We start from the raw sequence: 19,369 nt of genomic DNA, 5'->3' as shown, positions 1-19,369 counted from the left end.
ATGAACTCTTTACAATTTAATCGTCATCGTCGCTTAAGACAAAGCGGGGGCATGCGTGCGCTTGTGCGTGAAACGTTTTTACATACGGAAGATTTTATTTACCCTATTTTTGTATTAGAAGGAGAAAATGTTCGTAATGAAGTGCCTTCTATGCCAGGCGTATATCAAATATCTTTAGATTTATTGCAAGCTGAAATGCAAGAAGTTGTTGATTTAGGTATTCGTTCTGTTATTGTATTTGGTTTACCTGCTGAAAAAGATGAAGTTGGATCATCAGCATATTGTGATCATGGAATTGTGCAACGTGCGATTCAGCAAATTAAAGGTGAATTCCCTGATCTAGTAGTAGTTGCGGATACATGTTTATGTCAATTCACAAGCCATGGTCATTGCGGTGTAATTGAAGATGGTATTATTTTAAATGACGAGTCTCTTGCAGTTCTTGCAAAAACAGCTGTAAGTCAAGCGAAAGCAGGGGCGGACATTATTGCGCCATCAAACATGATGGACGGATTCGTAACAGCAATTCGCCACGCATTAGATGAAAATGGTTTTGGACATGTACCAGTTATGTCATACGCTGTGAAATATTCATCAGCATTTTACGGACCATTCCGTGATGCTGCGCACGGTGCACCGCAATTTGGTGATCGTAAAACATATCAAATGGACCCAGCGAACCGCATGGAAGCATTCCGTGAAGCAGAATCAGATGTAATGGAAGGGGCAGATTTCTTAATTGTAAAGCCAGCTCTTTCTTACTTAGATATCGTTCGTGATGTGAAAAATAACTTTAACTTACCAGTCGTTGCTTATAACGTAAGCGGTGAATATTCAATGATTAAAGCGGCAGCGCAAAATGGGTGGATTAATGAAAAAGAAGTTGTACTTGAAAAATTAATTAGTATGAAACGCGCAGGAGCAGATTTAATTATTACGTATCATGCGAAAGATGCAGCAAGATGGTTACAAGAAGGAGGCGCTAAATAATGAAAAAGTTTGATAAGTCGATTGCAGCGTTTGAAGAGGCTCAAGATTTAATGCCTGGTGGCGTAAATAGCCCAGTTCGTGCCTTTAAGTCTGTCGGTATGAATCCGTTGTTTATGGAGCGTGGAAAAGGCTCTAAAGTATATGATATCGATGGAAATGAATACATCGATTACGTATTATCATGGGGTCCTTTAATTCATGGTCATGCAAATGATCGTGTTGTTGAGGCTTTAAAAGCTGTTGCTGAAAAAGGTACGAGCTTCGGTGCTCCAACGGAAATTGAAAATAAATTAGCAAAACTTGTTATTGAGCGTGTTCCATCAATTGAGATTGTGCGTATGGTTAACTCTGGAACAGAAGCGACAATGAGTGCGCTACGTTTAGCTCGTGGTTATACAGGCCGTAACAAAATTTTGAAATTTATCGGTTGTTATCACGGTCATGGTGACTCGTTATTGATTAAAGCGGGTTCTGGTGTAGCGACGCTAGGTTTACCAGATAGCCCTGGTGTACCAGAAGGTGTAGCGAAAAATACGATTACAGTAGCGTATAACGATTTAGAAAGTGTGAAATACGCTTTCGAACAATTCGGTGATGATATTGCTTGTGTCATTGTAGAACCAGTAGCAGGGAATATGGGTGTTGTTCCTCCGCAACCAGGATTTTTAGAAGGTCTTCGTGAAGTAACAGAGCAAAATGGTGCATTGCTTATTTTTGATGAAGTAATGACAGGATTCCGTGTTGCATATAATTGTGGACAAGGTTATTACGGTGTAACACCTGATTTAACTTGTTTAGGTAAAGTAATCGGTGGTGGATTACCGGTAGGAGCATACGGTGGTAAAGCAGAAATTATGCGCCAAGTTGCACCGAGCGGACCAATTTATCAAGCAGGTACTTTATCAGGTAACCCACTAGCAATGGCAGCAGGTTATGAAACGTTAGTACAGTTAACGCCAGAATCGTATGTAGAATTTGAGCGTAAAGCTGAAATGCTAGAAGCTGGCTTACGTAAAGCGGCTGAAAAACATGGCATTCCGCATCATATCAATCGTGCGGGTTCTATGATTGGTATCTTCTTTACAGATGAACCAGTTATTAATTACGACGCAGCAAAATCTTCAAACTTAGAGTTCTTTGCGGCTTACTATCGTGAAATGGTAGAACAAGGTGTATTTTTACCGCCATCCCAATTTGAAGGTTTATTCTTATCGACAGCACATAGTGATGCAGATATTGAGGCGACAATTGCAGCGGCTGAAATTGCAATGTCAAAATTAAAAGCTTAATTGAATAAAGAAAATCGCTCTCCGTAAGGGGGGCGATTTTTTTTATTCATAAAGTCAGCTTTCCGTACATAAATCTGTAATGACATATAGTTTGGGAGGGGGAAAAGAAGTGGCAACAGATCATTCATTACGTTTTTCATTAAAAGAATCTGTTTGGTTCCAAAAAGGACAGGAAGTCGAAGAACTTTTGTCAATTTCGTTAGATCCAGACGTTGAGATAGAAGAGCTTGATCATGAGGTAATTGTGAGAGGGCAATTAGATTTAACGGGAGAGTATGTTGCACGAAAAGATGATTCAGCTTATTCATTAAGAGATCTATCGCCAGCGAAGTCCATTGATTATGTAGAAACAAGAGAAGATGGGGTTAATGAACTTGTTCATTCCTTCCCGCTTGAAATATCAATCCCAAGAAACCGTGTGAAAGTAATTGAAGAACTATATGTATCTATCGAGGAATTTGATTATGAACTAAAGGAAAATGGTTGCTTACAATTATTAGCGGATATATCTATTACAGGTTTATGTGATGAAGAAAGAATTGAGGATGAAGAGGAAGAAACGGCGTATGCTGAGTTAGAGGATGATTCTGCGCAAGAGCATGAAACTACTAGACCAACGCCACAAGTCGAAGAGCCAGCCTATAAGGAATCAGATGAGTGGGAAGATTACGCATTTGAACCGTTCCAACTAGAAGAAAGAAAAGAGCAGGAAGTAGAAGAAGAGGAAATAGAAGAACATGAATTTGTAGAGCGTGAAGAGGAGAAAGAAACAACGCCGCAATTTGAATTGTTCGGAAGAAAAGATTTTAAGAAAGAACAAGCGAAAAAACAAGAAGTACAAGAAGAGGAAACGTATTCACAGCGGGATGAAAATGCGCTTTATTTAACGAAATTATTTACGAAAGAACCGGAAGAAGAATTTACAAAGTTACGAATGTATTTTGTGCAAGAAGGAGATACGATCGAATCTGTTGCAGAACGTTATGAAACATCTGTACAAAACTTATACCGTGTCAATCAAACAGAAGATATATATTTAACTACAGGACAAATTATTTATATTCCTGTTTCAAGAGCAAAAGCGAAATAAGTGAGTGTTTGCACTCACTTATTTTTCTAAAGGCTATGTTTTGAATAGAAAGGGTTATTCGTATGGATATGGAATTACGAAATCGCTATGAACCCATTGTAAGGCAATATAGATTGGATACGCAGCATATGGAAGAGCACGGAAGTGTGACGAAAATTTATACGAATCAAGGTCCATATGCGCTCAAGAAAATAGAAGGCAGGAAGTTAGAGCGGAATAACTTTTTGCATCATATTCAATATTTGAAGGAGAAAGGTTTTTCAAATTATGTACCTATATACCATGCGACGGACGGAAATTATATTTTAAGTGATGGTACGTATAATTATTATTTAATGCCTTGGTTAGAGCGTGCGGAAGGGAACGGCGAGGATAATGATCAATACCATAAAATGTTTCAGACTCTCGGAACGTTGCACCAAAAAACGGTAAAAGAAGAAACGTATACAGAAGAGGATTTAGAAAAACATTATACAAATATATCCGATCGCTGGGAAAATGATGGAGAGATGTTAGAAGAGTTTCTTGTAGAATCGGAAGCGAAGTGGTATATGTCTCCGTTTGAATTGCAGTATTGTACGTACTATCATCATGTAATGAGGGCGCGTGAGTTTGCAACGAAGCAATTAAATGAGTGGAACGATGCGATGAAAGAAAAAGAAACAACGCGCATTACTTTTGTACATGGTAACGTATCGCTTAATCATTTTTTATTTGATTATGAACGGAATGGCTATTTTATTAGTTTAGAAAAATCGAAGTTTGCAACACCTGTGCAAGATATTGTAGGGTTTTATTCTCGGTCGTTAAACACATATCCAATTGCGCGAAGTGATCGGTTTGAATGGTATCAAATGTATCAAAAAAATTTCCCTTTTACGAAAGAAGAGCAACTACTCATGTTTGCGTATATGACGTATCCATCGCAATTTATTCGGCAAATCCAGTCTTATAAGAAAAGAAGAGAGCGGCGTAATGAGGGAAATGAACTTCTCGGAGTAAAGAGTTTGCAACAAGCGCATTGGCTCGTTAGTAATATAGAATATTTTCTTTCGCAATTACAAGCTGCCCAGCAAGGGAACGGATAAAGAAGATAAGTAGAGGATGCTACTTATCTTCTTTTTTTACTCAAAAAGCTGTAGTCTTAAATTTATCTTGACGAATAAGGTTTCGTTTTTTACACTATTGTATATAATAATTAACAATCATATAAATGCCTTGAAGGGGAAGAGTATAACAAGAAACGTCTTCAGAGAGGAGAATCATTAGCTGGGAGATTCTCTAGATAGTTATGTTAGAAGGTAGCCCTGGAGCATCTTTTCTGAACGGAGTAGTTCTCATTAGGAAAAGACGGATTTGTCCGTTATCAAATTAAGAGTATAAGCAAATTCCTGAATTTGTTTGTAAATAAAGGTGGTACCGCGATGTCCCTCGTCCTTTTTTTGGATGAGGGGCATTTTTTATTTTAAGGAGGGAAAATAATGTCAAACACGGAAAAGAATTTACCAACTAAATATGATCATATGTCCGTTGAAGAAGGCCTTTATCAGTGGTGGCTAGAAGGCAAATATTTTGAAGCAACAGGAGACGAGAAGAAACAACCGTATACAATTGTAATTCCACCTCCGAACGTAACTGGTAAGTTACACTTAGGTCATGCATGGGATACAACTCTTCAAGATATTTTAACTCGTACGAAGCGTATGCAAGGTTACGATGTATTGTGGCTTCCAGGAATGGACCATGCGGGTATCGCAACACAAGCGAAAGTAGAAGGGAAACTTCGTGAAGAAGGTATTTCACGTTACGATCTTGGCCGTGAGAAATTCCTTGAAAAGGCTTGGGAATGGAAAGAAGAATACGCTTCTCACATTCGTCAACAATGGGGGAAAGTTGGTTTAGGACTAGACTATTCTCGCGAACGTTTCACATTAGACGAAGGTTTATCTGATGCGGTTAATAAAGTATTCGTTCAATTATACGAAAAAGGCTTAATTTACCGCGGTGAATATATTATCAACTGGGACCCGGCAACACGCACAGCTCTTTCTGATATCGAAGTAATTCATAAAGAAGTTCAAGGTGCATTCTACCATATGAACTATCCGTTAACAGATGGATCTGGTCACATTCGTCTTGCAACAACTCGTCCAGAAACGATGCTTGGTGATACAGCGGTAGCGGTTCATCCAGAAGATGATCGTTACAAGCATTTAATCGGAAAAACAGTTACACTTCCAATCGTAGGCCGTGAGATTCCGATTATTGCTGATGAGTACGTAGAAAAAGATTTCGGAACAGGTGTTGTAAAAATTACGCCAGCTCATGACCCGAATGACTTTGAAGTAGGTAACCGTCATGACTTACCACGTATCTTAGTAATGAACGAAGATGGAACGATGAACGAAAAAGCTGGTAAGTATAACGGCATGGATCGTTTCGAGTGTCGTAAAGCGTTAGTGAAAGATTTACAAGAAGCGGGCGTATTAGTAGAAATCGAGCCTCATATGCATTCAGTAGGTCATAGTGAGCGTAGTGGTGCAGTTGTTGAGCCTTACTTATCAACACAATGGTTCGTAAAAATGGCTCCGCTTGCTGAGAAGGCAGTAGCGCTTCAGCAAAAAGAAGAAGAGAAAGTAACGTTCGTACCAGATCGTTTCGAAAACACATATTTACGTTGGATGGAAAATATTCACGACTGGTGTATTTCTCGTCAATTATGGTGGGGACACCGCATTCCAGCTTGGTATCATAAAGAAACTGGTGAAGTATACGTAGGTACAGAAGCGCCAGCAGATATTGAAAATTGGAATCAAGATAACGACGTACTTGATACATGGTTCAGTTCAGCGTTATGGCCATTCTCAACACTTGGTTGGCCAAATGAAGATGCAGCGGACTTCAAACGTTACTATTCAACTGATGCACTAGTAACTGGTTATGACATCATCTTCTTCTGGGTATCTCGTATGATTTTCCAAGGTTTAGAGTTTACAGGCGAGCGTCCATTTAAAGATGTATTAATTCACGGTTTAGTTCGTGATGAGCAAGGACGTAAAATGAGTAAATCTCTTGGTAACGGTATTGACCCAATGGAAGTTATCGAGAAGTACGGTGCAGATGCAATGCGTTTCTTCTTATCAACAGGAAGTGCACCAGGTCAAGATTTACGCTTCAGCATGGAGAAAGTAGAATCTACTTGGAACTTCATTAATAAAATTTGGAATGCATCACGTTTCGTATTAATGAACATGGATGACATGAAATATGAAGAAATCGATTTAACTGGTGAAAAATCAGTTGCAGATAAGTGGATTTTAACTCGCTTAAATGAAACAATCGAAAGCGTAACACGTAACATGGATAAATATGAGTTCGGTGAAGCTGGTCGCTCATTATACAACTTCATCTGGGATGATTTCTGTGACTGGTACATTGAAATGGCGAAACTTCCTCTATACGGTGAAGATGAAGCAGCTAAGAAAACAACTCGTTCTATTTTAGCTTACGTATTAGATCAAACAATGCGTCTATTACACCCATTCATGCCATTCGTAACAGAGAAGATTTGGCAACATTTACCGCACGAAGGCGAATCTATTACAGTAGCAGCGTGGCCAACAGTACGCGAAGATTTACAAGATGCAGAAGCTGCAGCAGAAATGCACCTTCTAGTTGATATCATTCGTTCTGTTCGTAACATCCGTGCAGAAGTTAATACGCCAATGAGCAAAAAAGTTCAAATGCAAATTAAAGCAAAAGATGAGGCTGTACTTGCTCAGCTTACGAAAAATAGCTCTTACATTGAGCGTTTCTGTAACCCAAGCGAGTTAACAATTCAAACGGATTTACAAGCGCCAGAAAAAGCGATGACTGCAATCGTAACAGGTGCAGAGTTATTCTTACCGTTAGCTGATCTTATCAATCTTGATGAAGAGAGAGCGCGTCTTGAGAAAGAACTTGAGAAGTTCGATAAAGAAGTAGAACGTGTACAGAAGAAACTTTCAAACCAAGGTTTCGTAGCGAAAGCTCCTGCAGCAGTTATTGAAGGAGAGCGTGCGAAAGAGCAAGATTACCTAGAAAAACGCGAAGCAGTTCGCCAACGTTTAGCGGATCTTGAGAAATAAAATACTTTTTAGAGACTCACTATATTGGTGAGTCTCTTTTCTTTGCGTATAATAGGAATATGAAGGTTGTCTTTTGAAAGGGGAAAGCATACGTGATACATACATACGAAGAAGCGATAGGCTGGATTCATAGCCGGTTGAAATTTGGTATTAAACCAGGATTAGAAAGAATGAGATGGATGCTAGAAGAGCTCGGAAATCCAGAGCGTCACATAAAATGTGTTCATCTTGCTGGTACAAATGGAAAAGGTTCAACGTTAACATATATGCGTTACATGTTAGAAAATGCAAAATATAAGGTAGGAACATTTACCTCCCCTTATATTGAAACATTTAACGAGCGTATTAGTGTGAATGGAACACCAATTGCAGATGAAGAGATTACTGAACTTGTAAAGATGGTAAAGCCAGTCGTTGAAAAACTAGATGAGACGGATTTAGGGGAAGCGACTGAGTTTGAAATTATTACTGTTATGGCAATTTGTTATTTCGGTAAAGTTAATTTCTGTGATGTTGTTTTATTTGAAACAGGACTTGGAGGGCGCTTTGATTCTACGAATGTGATTCATCCAGTTCTCACGATTATTACGAATATCGGTCACGATCATATGCATATTTTAGGTAATACATTAGGAGAAATTGCATATGAAAAGGCGGGAATTATTAAGTCTGGTGTTCCGGTTATTACTGGTGTGCAAGATGAGGAAGCGCTGCAAGTCATTCAAAAAGTTGCAAAGGAAAATCATGCAAATTTATACGAGATGGGCAACCATTTTACATCGTTACATAAACAGTCTAGCGAAGATGGAGAACATTTCGATTTCACTTGTCCTTTCGCCTCTTTTGAAGATGTGCGAATTTCAATGAAAGGCAGCCATCAAGTAGGAAACGCAGCACTTGGGCTTATGGCAGTCATGTATGTAAAAACATACTTATCATTTTTAATTGAGGAAGAAGAAATAAGAACGGGATTACAGGAAGCGTATTGGGTGGGGCGTTTTGAAAAACTGCAAAGTAATCCGGATATTATTATAGATGGTGCTCATAACCCAGAAGGTATTGAAAGTCTTGTGAAAACGGTAGAATCACATTACAAAGATAAAAATGTAATAGTTTTATTTACTGCCCTTGGTGATAAACAATTGCACAATATGGTAGGTCAATTAGAAAGCATCGCCGATGAAATTATTTTTACAACATTCGCCTTTGATCGTGCTATTTCTGCTGACAAACTTGCATCGTATGCAAAGGAAGAGTCAAAATTAGTTTTTGAAAATTGGAAAGAGGCAATTGATACGAAGGTTGAAATGCTTGGAGAAAATGATGTTTTTATCATAACAGGTTCTCTTTATTTCATTTCGGAAGTTCGAAAATATATTCGCGAAAAAAACTAGATAGTCTTTGCTATCTAGTTTTTTTGTTCTACAAATGAAGTCAAATGCATACATATAAGATAAATATATAGGGTTATTTGGCGAATTCCTCTGACAAATATCTCGTTTTTTTGTGAAATGAATATGATATGATGCGGACAACGATAAGAGGTGAGGTGTGAGTGTATGGACAAGCAATCACGAACGATCTCAGTGAAAGTGAATGGAACAGAAGCGAAGTATGAGGAGAAGAAGAAAGATGAATTTGACTGGATGGTAGTAGAAAGTGAAAGGCCAAAAAACGTTGTTCCGTTTCAAAAATCGAAAGTAGCGTCTACGGAAAAAAATCGAAAGAAGTGGAGCAATACGTTAATTGCAATCGTTGCAACTGCAATTATTATTGGTACGGCGTTTGGGATGGGGATGCTACAGTTACTGAAAGGACAAGGTGCGACAGGAGGAAGCGAAGTAACAGCTTCGAAGCAGATGCGAAAGGAAGAATCAAAGGTGGGCGGAACGGTAGAACAAACACCAGCACCAAAAGAGGAAAAGACAAAAGCACAGACAGGAACGTCATTAGATCCAATGAAATTATTTTTTGTTCAAGGAGGAATCTATTCTTCTGAAGAAAAGGGACAGGCCGCTCTTGAAGAGTGGAAAGGTAATGGAGGTGTAGCAGCCTTAAAACCGAGCGGTGATAAGTATGCATTAGTTGTTGGTATTGCTAGCGATGAACAAGGCATAAACCAATTAATGACGCAGTATAAAAATGATAATGTCTCCGTATTGAAAAAGGACTGGGATATAACAGATAAAGCGTTACTTAAAGATGATAAAGAAGTTGGGGCGTTTTTAACAAAAGTACAGCCATTATATACTCATTTAGCAAAATATGCTTCTAGCGTACAAGCTAGTGAAAAAAGTAATGCAAAAGATATAAGTGCAATCGAAAAAGAGTGGAAAGCGATTGAAAAAGAAGGGAAAAGTATGAAGCAGGAAGAAGCGAAGAAATTGTATATGTACACGTCAGTAGCTGTGCAAACAGTGAAGGACGGAAAAGGTGATAAGGAATCTTTAGCGAAATTAAATCAAGTTATCATTGATGGTATACTTTCATACGAAAAAATTGTTTCACAAAAGGTGAAATAATAGGATAATGAAATGACGAAGGAAGAAGTGTAGATGCTTCTTTCTTTTCTTTTGAATTTAGAGTAAAGTGCTTTCTCTATGACAGGAATATAATCGTGTTTTAGTAAGGAAGTATTATTTTGTTTAGAGAAAATAATATTTCTTTTATTTGTGGACAAACTATTCCTTTGATACGATTGATATAAATGATTCTGCTTCATGTGAGAAAGGAAGGAGAAAATATGAAAAAAATTATTTTAGCTTCAGGATCACCTCGCAGGAAGGAATTGCTTGAGTTAGCGGGTGTGCCATTTGAAATTGTTGTAAGTGAAGTAGAAGAAACGATTGGTGCGTATTCATCGCCTTCTGATATTGTTATGTCCCTTGCCCTGCAAAAAGCATCTGCGGTAGCAGAAAATAACAGTGATCATATTGTGTTAGGTGCAGACACAATTGTTACATATGAGTCGCGTATTCTTGGAAAGCCGTCTAATGAGGCTGAGGCGAAAGAAATGTTGCAATTATTATCAGGGAAAACACATGAAGTGTATACTGGTGTTGCAATTATAGCAAAGGACAAAACAGTCACTTTTTACGAGCGTACAGAAGTTACGTTTTGGGAATTAACAGAAGAGGAAATTGATGCATACATTGCATCGAAAGAGCCTTTGGATAAAGCAGGAAGTTATGGGATTCAAGGTAAAGGATCTATTTTTGTTCAACATATTCAAGGAGACTACTATAGTGTAGTTGGGTTACCAATTTCACGTCTTGTTCGGGAATTAAAACAATTTAATATTGATGTAACCCATGCGTAAAATTGCATGGGATTTTCTTTGAGAGAACAAATAAAGGGGTGGAGAAATGAACGGTATTCGTGATGTTGTCAAAGAAGAACAGCCACGGGAGCGTTTATTGTTAGAAGGGGCTGGAAGTTTATCCAATCGGGAGCTTCTTGCAGTGTTACTTAGAACAGGTTCTAAAGAAGAAACAGTTTTGAAGTTATCAGATAAAATTTTACATCATTTTGATGGTTTACGTATGTTGAAAGATGCAACGTTAGAAGAGCTTGTCAGTATACATGGTGTCGGGGTTGCGAAGGCAACTCAGCTTATAGCTGCTTTTGAACTCGGTAGAAGAATGGTGCGTTTAGAATATCAAAATAGATACAGCATTCGAAGCCCGGAAGATTGCGCCACATATATGATGGAAGAAATGCGCTTCCTGCAGCAGGAGCATTTTGTATGTCTATATTTGAACACAAAGAATCAAGTTATACATAGGCAGACGATTTTTATTGGAAGTTTAAACTCATCAATTGTACATCCAAGGGAAGTTTTTAAAGAAGCGTTTCGCCGTGCAGCAGCCTCTATCATATGTCTTCATAACCATCCCTCAGGAGATCCCGCGCCGAGCCGAGAAGATATTGAAGTAACAAAACGCTTAGTAGAATGCGGCCGAATTATCGGAATTGAAGTGCTCGATCATATTATAATAGGTGACCATAAATTCGTGAGTTTAAAGGAAAAAGGTCATATTTAAGACTATGCTTTTTACTTATTTTGTTTTATAATGTGATTTATGAGTTTTTTGTAGAAAATTATCTACAAAAAGGATAAAGATATAAAAAACGTACTGTTTTTATAATATAAAGTAAGAAAAAATGAGTCCGTGAAAACAAGAAAGGAAGATAAATAATATGTTTGGATTTGGTGGCTTTACTCGCGATCTTGGAATAGACTTAGGAACTGCGAACACGCTTGTATATGTAAAGGGAAAAGGTGTAGTTTTACGTGAACCTTCAGTAGTAGCGTTACAAACTGATACGAAACAAATCGTTGCTGTAGGTAGCGATGCAAAACAAATGATTGGTCGTACACCAGGAAACGTTGTGGCACTTCGCCCGATGAAAGACGGTGTAATTGCTGATTACGAAACAACAGCAACAATGATGAAATATTACATTCAACAAGCTCAAAAATCAAATGGATTCTTCTCACGTAAGCCTTATGTAATGGTATGTGTACCATCTGGTATTACAGCTGTAGAAAGACGTGCAGTAATTGATGCGACTCGTCAAGCTGGTGCTCGTGATGCTTATCCTATCGAAGAACCATTTGCAGCAGCAATTGGTGCAAACTTACCTGTTTGGGAACCAACTGGTAGCATGGTTGTTGATATCGGTGGCGGTACAACAGAAGTTGCAATCATTTCTTTAGGTGGTATTGTAACAAGTCAATCAGTTCGTGTTGCTGGTGATGATATGGATGATTCAATCATTCAGTACATTAAGAAAAGCTACAACTTAATGATCGGTGAAAGAACAGCTGAAGCATTAAAATTAGAAATCGGTTCTGCAGGCGAGCCAGAAGGTATCGAGCCTATGGAAATTCGCGGTCGTGATTTAGTAAGTGGTTTACCAAAAACAGTACTAATTCAACCAGAAGAAATTGCAGATGCATTAAAAGATACAGTAGATGCCATTGTAGAATCTGTTAAAAATACGTTAGAGAAAACTCCACCTGAATTAGCGGCAGATATTATGGACCGTGGTATCGTATTAACAGGTGGCGGAGCATTACTACGTAATTTAGATAAAGTAATTAGTGAAGAAACAAATATGCCAGTTCTTGTTGCAGAAGACCCATTAGATTGCGTAGCAATTGGAACGGGTAAAGCATTAGACAATATCGATCTTTTCAAAACTGCTGCTCGATAATATTGCAAAATAAAAATCAATGAAATTAAGAGGGTGTGAACGTGCCACAGTTTTTCTTAAACAAAAGATTAATTGTTTTGTTAGTTAGTATTATTCTTCTCGTGGCATTGATTGGAATCTCATTGAAAGAACGGAACAGTTTAACATGGCCAGAGCAGTTTGTTAAAGACACTGTCGGTGTTGTAGAACGTGTATTCCAAAAGCCAGCGAAATACGTAGCTGGATTCTTCGAAAATGTAGAGGATGTAAAGCGCACGTATGAAGAGAATAAAGAATTAAAAGCAAAATTAGACAATTATGCAGGTCTATCAGGGAAAGTAAAACAATTAGAAGATGATAAAAAGAAACTACAAGAGTTAACGGGTAAAGATAAGTTAAATAGCGGTTATACTGAAATTCCAGCGACTGTTGTTTCTCGTAATCCAGATAAATGGTACGATTTAGTTGGACTTGATAAAGGGGCACAGCAAGGAATTAAAAAAGATATGGCTGTATTAACTCCACAAGGTTTAGTTGGACGAGTGAAAAGTGTATCTCAGTTTACATCATCAGTAGAATTGTTAAGTTCTATGAGCCGAACAAATCGTGTTTCTGCTATCGTACAAGGTGATGAGAAAATCTTTGGATTGATTGAAGGGTACGACAAAGAAAAACACTTACTTCTGTTCACAAAGATTGGCTCTGATGCAAATGTAAAGACCGATCAACTAGTTGTAACATCTGGACTTGGTGATATTTTCCCGAAAGGTCTTGTAATTGGAACCATCGTTGATGTTCAGCCGGATCCATATGGTTTAACAAAAACAGCTTATGTAAAGCCAGCCGCTGATTTAAATGACGTAGAGCATGTTGTAGTTGCGAAACGTGAAACGCCTTCAGCGCCATTAGAATAGGAGGGGGAGAAGAGATGATGAAGATTTTAAAAAGAGCAGCTCTTCCTCTTTTGCTCCTTTTTGCTTTTTTATTTGAAAATATGTTTGCTACTATTGTTCCAACAGAGGTTTTTTGGAAAGACAGTATAGCATCACCTCATTTCTTTATCATTGTGTTATGTTTTATTACTGTGTACTATAGTCCGGTCCAAGGGATTTATTACGGACTATTATTTGGTTTCTTATTTGATACCGTATACACGGAACTTGTTGGTATATATATTTTTGCGTATCCGATTTTAGTTTATTTAGTTTATAGTGTGATGAAGGTACTACAATTGAATTTATTTATTGTTACTTCTATCGTACTAGCTAGCATAGTAGCATTAGAGTATTATGTGTATGGATTTTTAACTTTGTTAGGACGTACTCATATGTCGGCGTATGTCTTTTTCACAGATCGTCTCCTGTCTACTTTATTGCTAAATGCAATTTTCTTATTGATAGTTTGTTTCCCACTGAGACGATATTTAGTGCGTCTTTCAAAAGCGATGGAAGAAAAAGAAAAAAGGATTTTCTAATTTTATGTCGAATTGAATCGGTGGGGTGAACTTTAGTGGAAGAAAAAAAGCAACAAAATGTAACAATAAAAGGGACAAAAGACGGAATAACCCTTCATTTAGATGATTGTTGTTCATTCTCTGAATTATTGAAGGAATTGGATGAAAAGCTTTCTACACATTACTATGATGGTGATGGACGCTCTTTAATTGAAGTGCATGTGAAAGTAGGAAACCGTTATTTAACAGAAGTCCAACAAGAAGAGATTCGTACGTTAATTCGTAATAAAAAGAATCTCGTTGTGGATTCGATTGAAAGTGATGTTATAACGAAAGAGGAAGCAATAGCTTGGAAAGAAGAAACAGAAATCGTCCCTATTTCCAAAATTGTTCGCTCTGGACAAGTTTTACATGTAAAAGGAAATTTATTGTTAATTGGTGATGTTAATCCAGGCGGAACGGTTATCGCTGGGGGGAATATTTTTGTCGTAGGATCATTAAGAGGAATTGCACATGCGGGGTATTATGGGGATTCAGATGCTGTAATCGCTGCATCTGTTATGAACCCGATGCAACTTCGAATTAGTGATGTGGCAATGCGGGCTCCGGAAGAGAAAGAAGACGGAGCGGAGGCGGCAGAATGTGCGTATATTAATGAGAACAATCACATTGTTGTCGATCGACTGCAACTTCTCACTCATCTTAGACCTAATTTAACAAAGTTAGAAAGGGGAATTGTATAGCTGTGGGAGAGGCAATAGTAATTACATCTGGAAAAGGCGGTGTAGGTAAAACTACAACGTCTGCGAACATTGGGACAGCCCTAGCGTTATCTGGAAAGAAAGTGTGCTTAATTGACACAGATATCGGTCTTCGAAACTTAGACGTAGTAATGGGGCTGGAAAATCGTATTGTATTTGATCTTGTTGATGTCGTTGAAGGGCGTTGCCGTTTACCTCAGGCTCTTATTAAAGATAAACGTTTTGATGATCTTTATTTATTACCTGCAGCACAAACGAGTGATAAATCAGCGGTAACACCTGAACAAATGGATGAATTAATACAAGTATTACGTCAAGATTATGATTACATATTAATTGATTGTCCTGCGGGGATTGAGCAGGGATTTAAAAACGCGGTAGCTGGTGCGGATAAAGCAATTGTTGTTACGACGCCAGAAGTATCCTCAATGCGCGATGCGGATCGTATTATCGGGCTTTTAGAAAAAGAGGATATTGAACCACCGAAACTTGTTATTAATCGTGTGCGTAGTCATATGCTTCATGAACAGGATATGTTAGATGTTGATGAAATCGTACGTACATTGTCAATCGAGCTTCTTGGTGTTGTCGAAGATGATGATGAAGTTATTCGTGCTACAAATACAGGTGAGCCTGTAGCGTTGCAACCGAGCGGAAAAGCAGCGTTAGCTTATCGTAATATTGCAAGACGTTTGTTGGGTGAGAATGTCCCATTACAAGCATTTGAACAAGAAAAGGTATCGGTATTTACAAAGGTGAAAAACTTCTTTGGAATCCGTTAAAAGCACTTCGCATATTTGCGGAGTGCTTTCTTTTTTCTTCACACGAATATCTTCCATACCTAGCTCATACATATGTACAAACTGTATACAACTGTTTCTATGTACATTAGCTTAACGAAAGAAAGGAGACAGTATGAAGAATAGACGTGTAGAAGAAATTAAAAAACGGATTGCGAAGAGGAAGGCAGAGCAAGAAAGGATGGAGGAAGAGCAGTATTTTGCTGGAGGGAATTTTGATAGTGAAACAGTCTTTATTGAAGATGGAGAAAAGGAAATTCATCCTTTATTTCGAAAAGAAGTGTTTTTCTTCAAAGTATTGTTATCAGCAATATTAGTTCTTTCTGTCGCTATTTTATATAAGAATGCACCAGCTTCTTTCGACGGTGCTAAAGCTGTTACAGAAAAAGTGATGAAAGAAGAGTTTCAGTTTGCTACTGTAGCGAAATGGTACGAAAAACAGTTTGGAAAACCGCTCGTGTTCTATTCGCCTAATGAGAAAAAAGAAGAAACGATTCAGCAAAAAGATTATGCCATTCCTGCTTCCGGAAAGGTGATGCAAGGGTTTCAAAAAAATGGCCAAGGTGTATTTGTACAAACAGCTACAAATGCAACTGTTGAGTCAGTGAATGAAGGGCTAGTAGTTTTTGCGGGCAAGAAAGAGGAACTTGGTAATACAGTTCAAATTCAGCATGCAGATGGTACGGAGTCATGGTATGCAAATTTAAATGATATGTCAGTGAAATTATATGATTATGTTTCAAAGAAACAAAAAATTGGAACAGTGAATAATGATGCGAATAATAAAAATGGTAAGTTTTATTTCGCAATAAAAAAGGACGAAAAATTTATTGATCCGATTCAGGTGATTTCATTTGATTAAATATAGAGATGTTTTAACAAAGATTTCAGTACATCCGTTGTTTTGGGTTATTATTGTCATTGGTATTTTCACGGCACGTTTTAAAGAGTTACTACTGTTATTTTGTATCGTTCTCATCCATGAACTTGGGCATGCTTTTGCAGCGGCACACTATAATTGGCGTATTAAGAAGATTCAACTTTTGCCGTTTGGTGGTGTGGCTGAGCTTGAGGAACATGGGAATAAATCATTGAAAGAGGAACTAGTTGTTGTAATTGCAGGACCTATTCAACATATTTGGATGATGGCGGTAGGCTATATGTTGTTTGAAGCTGGTTGGCTTCATGCGGAATTATATTATTTCTTTATGTGGAATAATATAATTATTTTAGCGTTTAATTTACTACCTATTTGGCCTCTTGATGGTGGAAAAGTATTGTTTAACGTACTATCATATCGTTTTCCTTATTTACAAGCACATGAAAAGATGATGAAATTATCATGTGTTTTTTTTAGTGTCATACTAGGAGGGCAGTTACTTTGGAATAGTAACAATATTATGATGTGGGTACTACTCATATTTTTAGCGGTGTCGTTATATCAAGAATGGAAGCAAAGACGGTATGCCTTTATGCGTTTTTTATTAGAACGTTATTATGGGAACAAAAGAGGAATTGAAAAGATTGCACCGATTGAGGTGCAATCAGAAGATCATTTATATAAGATATTCACAAAATTTCGTAGAGGCTATAAGCATTCTATTATCGTCCGCGGAAAATATAAAGAACATTACACATTGGATGAAAATGAATTGCTTTATGCGTATTTTACTGAAAAACGAACAACTTCATCTGTTGAAGAATTAATCGGTTAGTGTTGACGTTAGCACTAACCTTTTATTATTGTAAAAGCAAAGAAGATTATAAAGTGAGGAAAGTATTTTGAAAACGTTATATATGAACTACGCTGGATCGGAAAAACGCGTTGCAATTGAAGAGAAGAAGAAAATTGTTGAGTTTTTATGGAAACGAAATGAAGAACAAGAGATTGTTGGGCATATTTATGTTGGACGTATCGTAAGAACGATTGCTGGAATGAATGCAGCTTTTGTAAATATAGGTTTAGAAAAACATGCTTATCTTTCGTACGATGATGTACCATCTTCTTATCATATACATGAAGGAAAAGCGGTACTCGTACAAGTTGTAAAAGAGGCAATTGATACGAAAGGGCCAAAATTGACAGCAAATATAGAATTTACCGGGAAATATGTCGTTTATATGCCATATGATGAAATGCGTGCGGTTTCTCGGAAAATAAAAAACAATAAAAGAAGGCAACAATTACTCCAAATTGAAGTAGAAGGGAAAGGAGGTTATATTTTCCGCTCAGCTTCTGAAAAAGGAGAAATTGAAGAAATACAAGCTGAAATGCAAAGGTTACAGCAGTTATATGAAGAGTTAAAAAGAAAAGAGGGACAAGGAAAGGCACCGTTACTAGTCCATCGACCAGCAACCTTTTTAGATCGTGTATTTCAAGAGAACCCAATTGAAACGATTGAAAAAGTAGTTGTAGATACAAGAAGTATAGTAAAAGAATTAGAAGAAAAAGTCGGTAAAGAAAAAATATCTTTTTATAATGAAAAGTCTTCAATGTTTAACCATTTTGGCATAGAGCGTGAGATTGAGAAAGCACTTCAAAAAATTGTTTGGCTCCCAAATGGTGCTTATTTAATTGTGGAACAAATGGAGACGATGACTGTAATTGATGTGAATACGGGTAAGTTTACTGGAAAACAGAATTTACAAGATACAGTCCTTCGTACAAATGAAGTAGCAGCTGAAGAGATAGCGCGTCAATTAAGACTCCGTGATATTGGTGGTATGATATTAATTGACTTTATTAATATGAAAAGAAGAGAAGATAAAGAAAAGATAAGAGAATGTCTCATCGCTGCTATGCAAAATGATCGAACATATACAAGAGTGCTCGGGTTCACAGAGTTAGGGATTTTAGAGATGACACGTAAACGTAAAAAACATTCTTTACGCGACGTATTACTTGAAGAGTGTGCACCGTGCAAAGCGACAGGCTATGTCATGTCGTATGAAACGATTGCGTATGAGCTAGAGAGAGAGCTAATTTCATATGGCAATATAGAAGATGAGGCAGTATTAATCTCTGCACCTAAAGAATTACAAAAACAATTTTTGCAAAAAGAATTACAAAAAAATATTCCATTTGAAATTTATTTCAAAGATGATATGATCGAAAAGTACGCTATTATCCGTTTTGGAAGTAAAAAAGAAATTATAGAACGGAAAAAATAGTTATTAGAACTTTCATTGACAATAGTCTATGATTCATGATAACATCTTTATGTTATAGTTTATAGCACCTAAACGGCTATATGCTACAACCGCACAAGACAGGTTCCTTAAAGGCATTTATGTCTACCTCGTTTTTGGCGAGTCTTAGTAATTAAGAGGAGGTGCAAGTATGTACGCAATTATCGAAACAGGTGGAAAACAAATCAAAGTTGAAGCTGGTCAAGAAATCTACATTGAAAAATTAGATGTTGAAGCTGGTGAAACTGTTACTTTTGACAAAGTTCTTTTCGTTGGTGGCGAAAACGTGAAAGTTGGTAGCCCAGTTGTAGAAGGTGCAACAGTTACTGCGAAAGTTGAAAAACACGGTCGCGCTAAGAAAATCATCGTTTTCAAATACAAAGCGAAAAAGAACAATCGTAAGAAACAAGGTCATCGTCAACCTTACACTAAGCTAGTTGTTGAAGCTATCAACGCTTAATTCTGGTTAAC

18 protein-coding genes and 2 other annotated features are annotated in these 19,369 nt (G+C 37.4%); all 18 genes read left to right on the top strand.

From position 1 onward, the window contains the following. The 18 genes from hemB to rplU all read left to right on the top strand — a co-directional run bounded on the left by hemB (position 1) and on the right by rplU (position 19,358). Positions 1-990 (top strand): porphobilinogen synthase, encoded by a 990-nt coding sequence (hemB, locus tag MKY00_RS22210; protein ID WP_001087058.1) that lies wholly within the window; start codon positions 1-3, stop codon positions 988-990. Further along, complete coding sequence (gene hemL / locus MKY00_RS22205; RefSeq protein ID WP_000712926.1) at positions 990-2,279, top strand: glutamate-1-semialdehyde 2,1-aminomutase; 1,290 nt, start codon at positions 990-992, stop codon at positions 2,277-2,279. Before hemB ends, hemL begins: the two co-directional genes overlap by 1 nt. Positions 2,280-2,388: 109 nt before the next feature. After that, complete coding sequence (gene spoVID / locus MKY00_RS22200) at positions 2,389-3,369, top strand: stage VI sporulation protein D (protein ID WP_016718603.1); 981 nt, start codon at positions 2,389-2,391, stop codon at positions 3,367-3,369. 62 nt (positions 3,370-3,431) lie between these two features. Continuing rightward, entirely contained in the window at positions 3,432-4,457 is a 1,026-nt protein-coding gene (ysxE, locus tag MKY00_RS22195) for a spore coat protein YsxE (protein ID WP_000366999.1), read from the top strand. 121 nt (positions 4,458-4,578) lie between these two features. Next, positions 4,579-4,811 (top strand) — a binding site (T-box leader). Positions 4,812-4,850: 39 nt separating this feature from the next. Then, positions 4,851-7,496 carry a valine--tRNA ligase gene (locus tag MKY00_RS22190; protein ID WP_000072228.1) on the top strand — a complete coding sequence of 882 codons (2,646 nt, stop codon included), beginning with the start codon at positions 4,851-4,853 and terminating at the stop codon, positions 7,494-7,496. Positions 7,497-7,588: 92 nt separating this feature from the next. Further along, on the top strand, positions 7,589-8,890 hold the full coding sequence (locus MKY00_RS22185) for a bifunctional folylpolyglutamate synthase/dihydrofolate synthase (RefSeq protein ID WP_016718602.1): 1,302 nt from the start codon (positions 7,589-7,591) through the stop codon (positions 8,888-8,890). Between the two features lie 165 nt (positions 8,891-9,055). Next, positions 9,056-10,018, top strand: a complete 963-nt coding sequence (locus MKY00_RS22180; RefSeq protein ID WP_016718601.1) for a hypothetical protein — start codon at positions 9,056-9,058, stop codon at positions 10,016-10,018. A gap of 221 nt (positions 10,019-10,239) precedes the next feature. Further along, positions 10,240-10,815: a Maf family protein gene (locus MKY00_RS22175; protein WP_000720486.1), complete on the top strand. Its 576-nt coding sequence runs from the start codon at positions 10,240-10,242 to the stop codon at positions 10,813-10,815. 46 nt (positions 10,816-10,861) lie between these two features. Then, entirely contained in the window at positions 10,862-11,539 is a 678-nt protein-coding gene (gene radC, locus MKY00_RS22170; protein ID WP_001013385.1) for a DNA repair protein RadC, read from the top strand. A gap of 157 nt (positions 11,540-11,696) precedes the next feature. After that, on the top strand, positions 11,697-12,716 hold the full coding sequence (gene mreB / locus MKY00_RS22165; protein WP_000466737.1) for a cell shape-determining protein MreB: 1,020 nt from the start codon (positions 11,697-11,699) through the stop codon (positions 12,714-12,716). Between the two features lie 41 nt (positions 12,717-12,757). Next, a complete protein-coding gene (gene mreC / locus MKY00_RS22160) occupies positions 12,758-13,609 on the top strand; it encodes a rod shape-determining protein MreC (protein WP_001135480.1) in 852 nt (283 codons plus the stop codon). A gap of 14 nt (positions 13,610-13,623) precedes the next feature. Beyond that, positions 13,624-14,169, top strand: coding sequence for a rod shape-determining protein MreD (gene mreD / locus MKY00_RS22155; protein ID WP_000975746.1), 546 nt, complete (start codon positions 13,624-13,626; stop codon positions 14,167-14,169). A 35-nt stretch (positions 14,170-14,204) separates the two neighbouring features. Further along, positions 14,205-14,891: a septum site-determining protein MinC gene (gene minC / locus MKY00_RS22150; protein ID WP_000391517.1), complete on the top strand. Its 687-nt coding sequence runs from the start codon at positions 14,205-14,207 to the stop codon at positions 14,889-14,891. Positions 14,892-14,893: 2 nt separating this feature from the next. Beyond that, complete coding sequence (gene minD, locus MKY00_RS22145) at positions 14,894-15,691, top strand: septum site-determining protein MinD (protein WP_000503311.1); 798 nt, start codon at positions 14,894-14,896, stop codon at positions 15,689-15,691. A 133-nt stretch (positions 15,692-15,824) separates the two neighbouring features. After that, positions 15,825-16,571 carry a stage IV sporulation protein SpoIVFA gene (spoIVFA, locus tag MKY00_RS22140; RefSeq protein ID WP_000797468.1) on the top strand — a complete coding sequence of 249 codons (747 nt, stop codon included), beginning with the start codon at positions 15,825-15,827 and terminating at the stop codon, positions 16,569-16,571. Then, a complete protein-coding gene (spoIVFB, locus tag MKY00_RS22135) occupies positions 16,564-17,424 on the top strand; it encodes a stage IV sporulation intramembrane metalloprotease SpoIVFB (protein ID WP_000599048.1) in 861 nt (286 codons plus the stop codon). The genes spoIVFA and spoIVFB overlap by 8 nt, the downstream gene beginning before the upstream one ends. 67 nt (positions 17,425-17,491) lie before the next feature. Continuing rightward, on the top strand, positions 17,492-18,880 hold the full coding sequence (locus MKY00_RS22130; protein ID WP_016718545.1) for an Rne/Rng family ribonuclease: 1,389 nt from the start codon (positions 17,492-17,494) through the stop codon (positions 18,878-18,880). Between the two features lie 77 nt (positions 18,881-18,957). Further along, positions 18,958-19,035: a sequence feature (ribosomal protein L21 leader region), on the top strand. Positions 19,036-19,049: 14 nt separating this feature from the next. Continuing rightward, the gene (gene rplU, locus MKY00_RS22125) at positions 19,050-19,358 is read left to right on the top strand and encodes a 50S ribosomal protein L21 (protein WP_000270908.1); all 309 of its coding nucleotides are present in this window, start codon (positions 19,050-19,052) and stop codon (positions 19,356-19,358) included. The last annotated feature ends 11 nt before the right edge of the window (positions 19,359-19,369 follow it).

Origin of the sequence: Bacillus sp. FSL R9-9834, from assembly GCF_038006905.1 — a bacterium.
In the GTDB taxonomy this organism is placed as follows: Bacteria; Bacillota; Bacilli; order Bacillales; family Bacillaceae_G; genus Bacillus_A; species Bacillus_A pacificus.
This window is presented reverse-complemented; position numbering and strand designations above follow the sequence as displayed.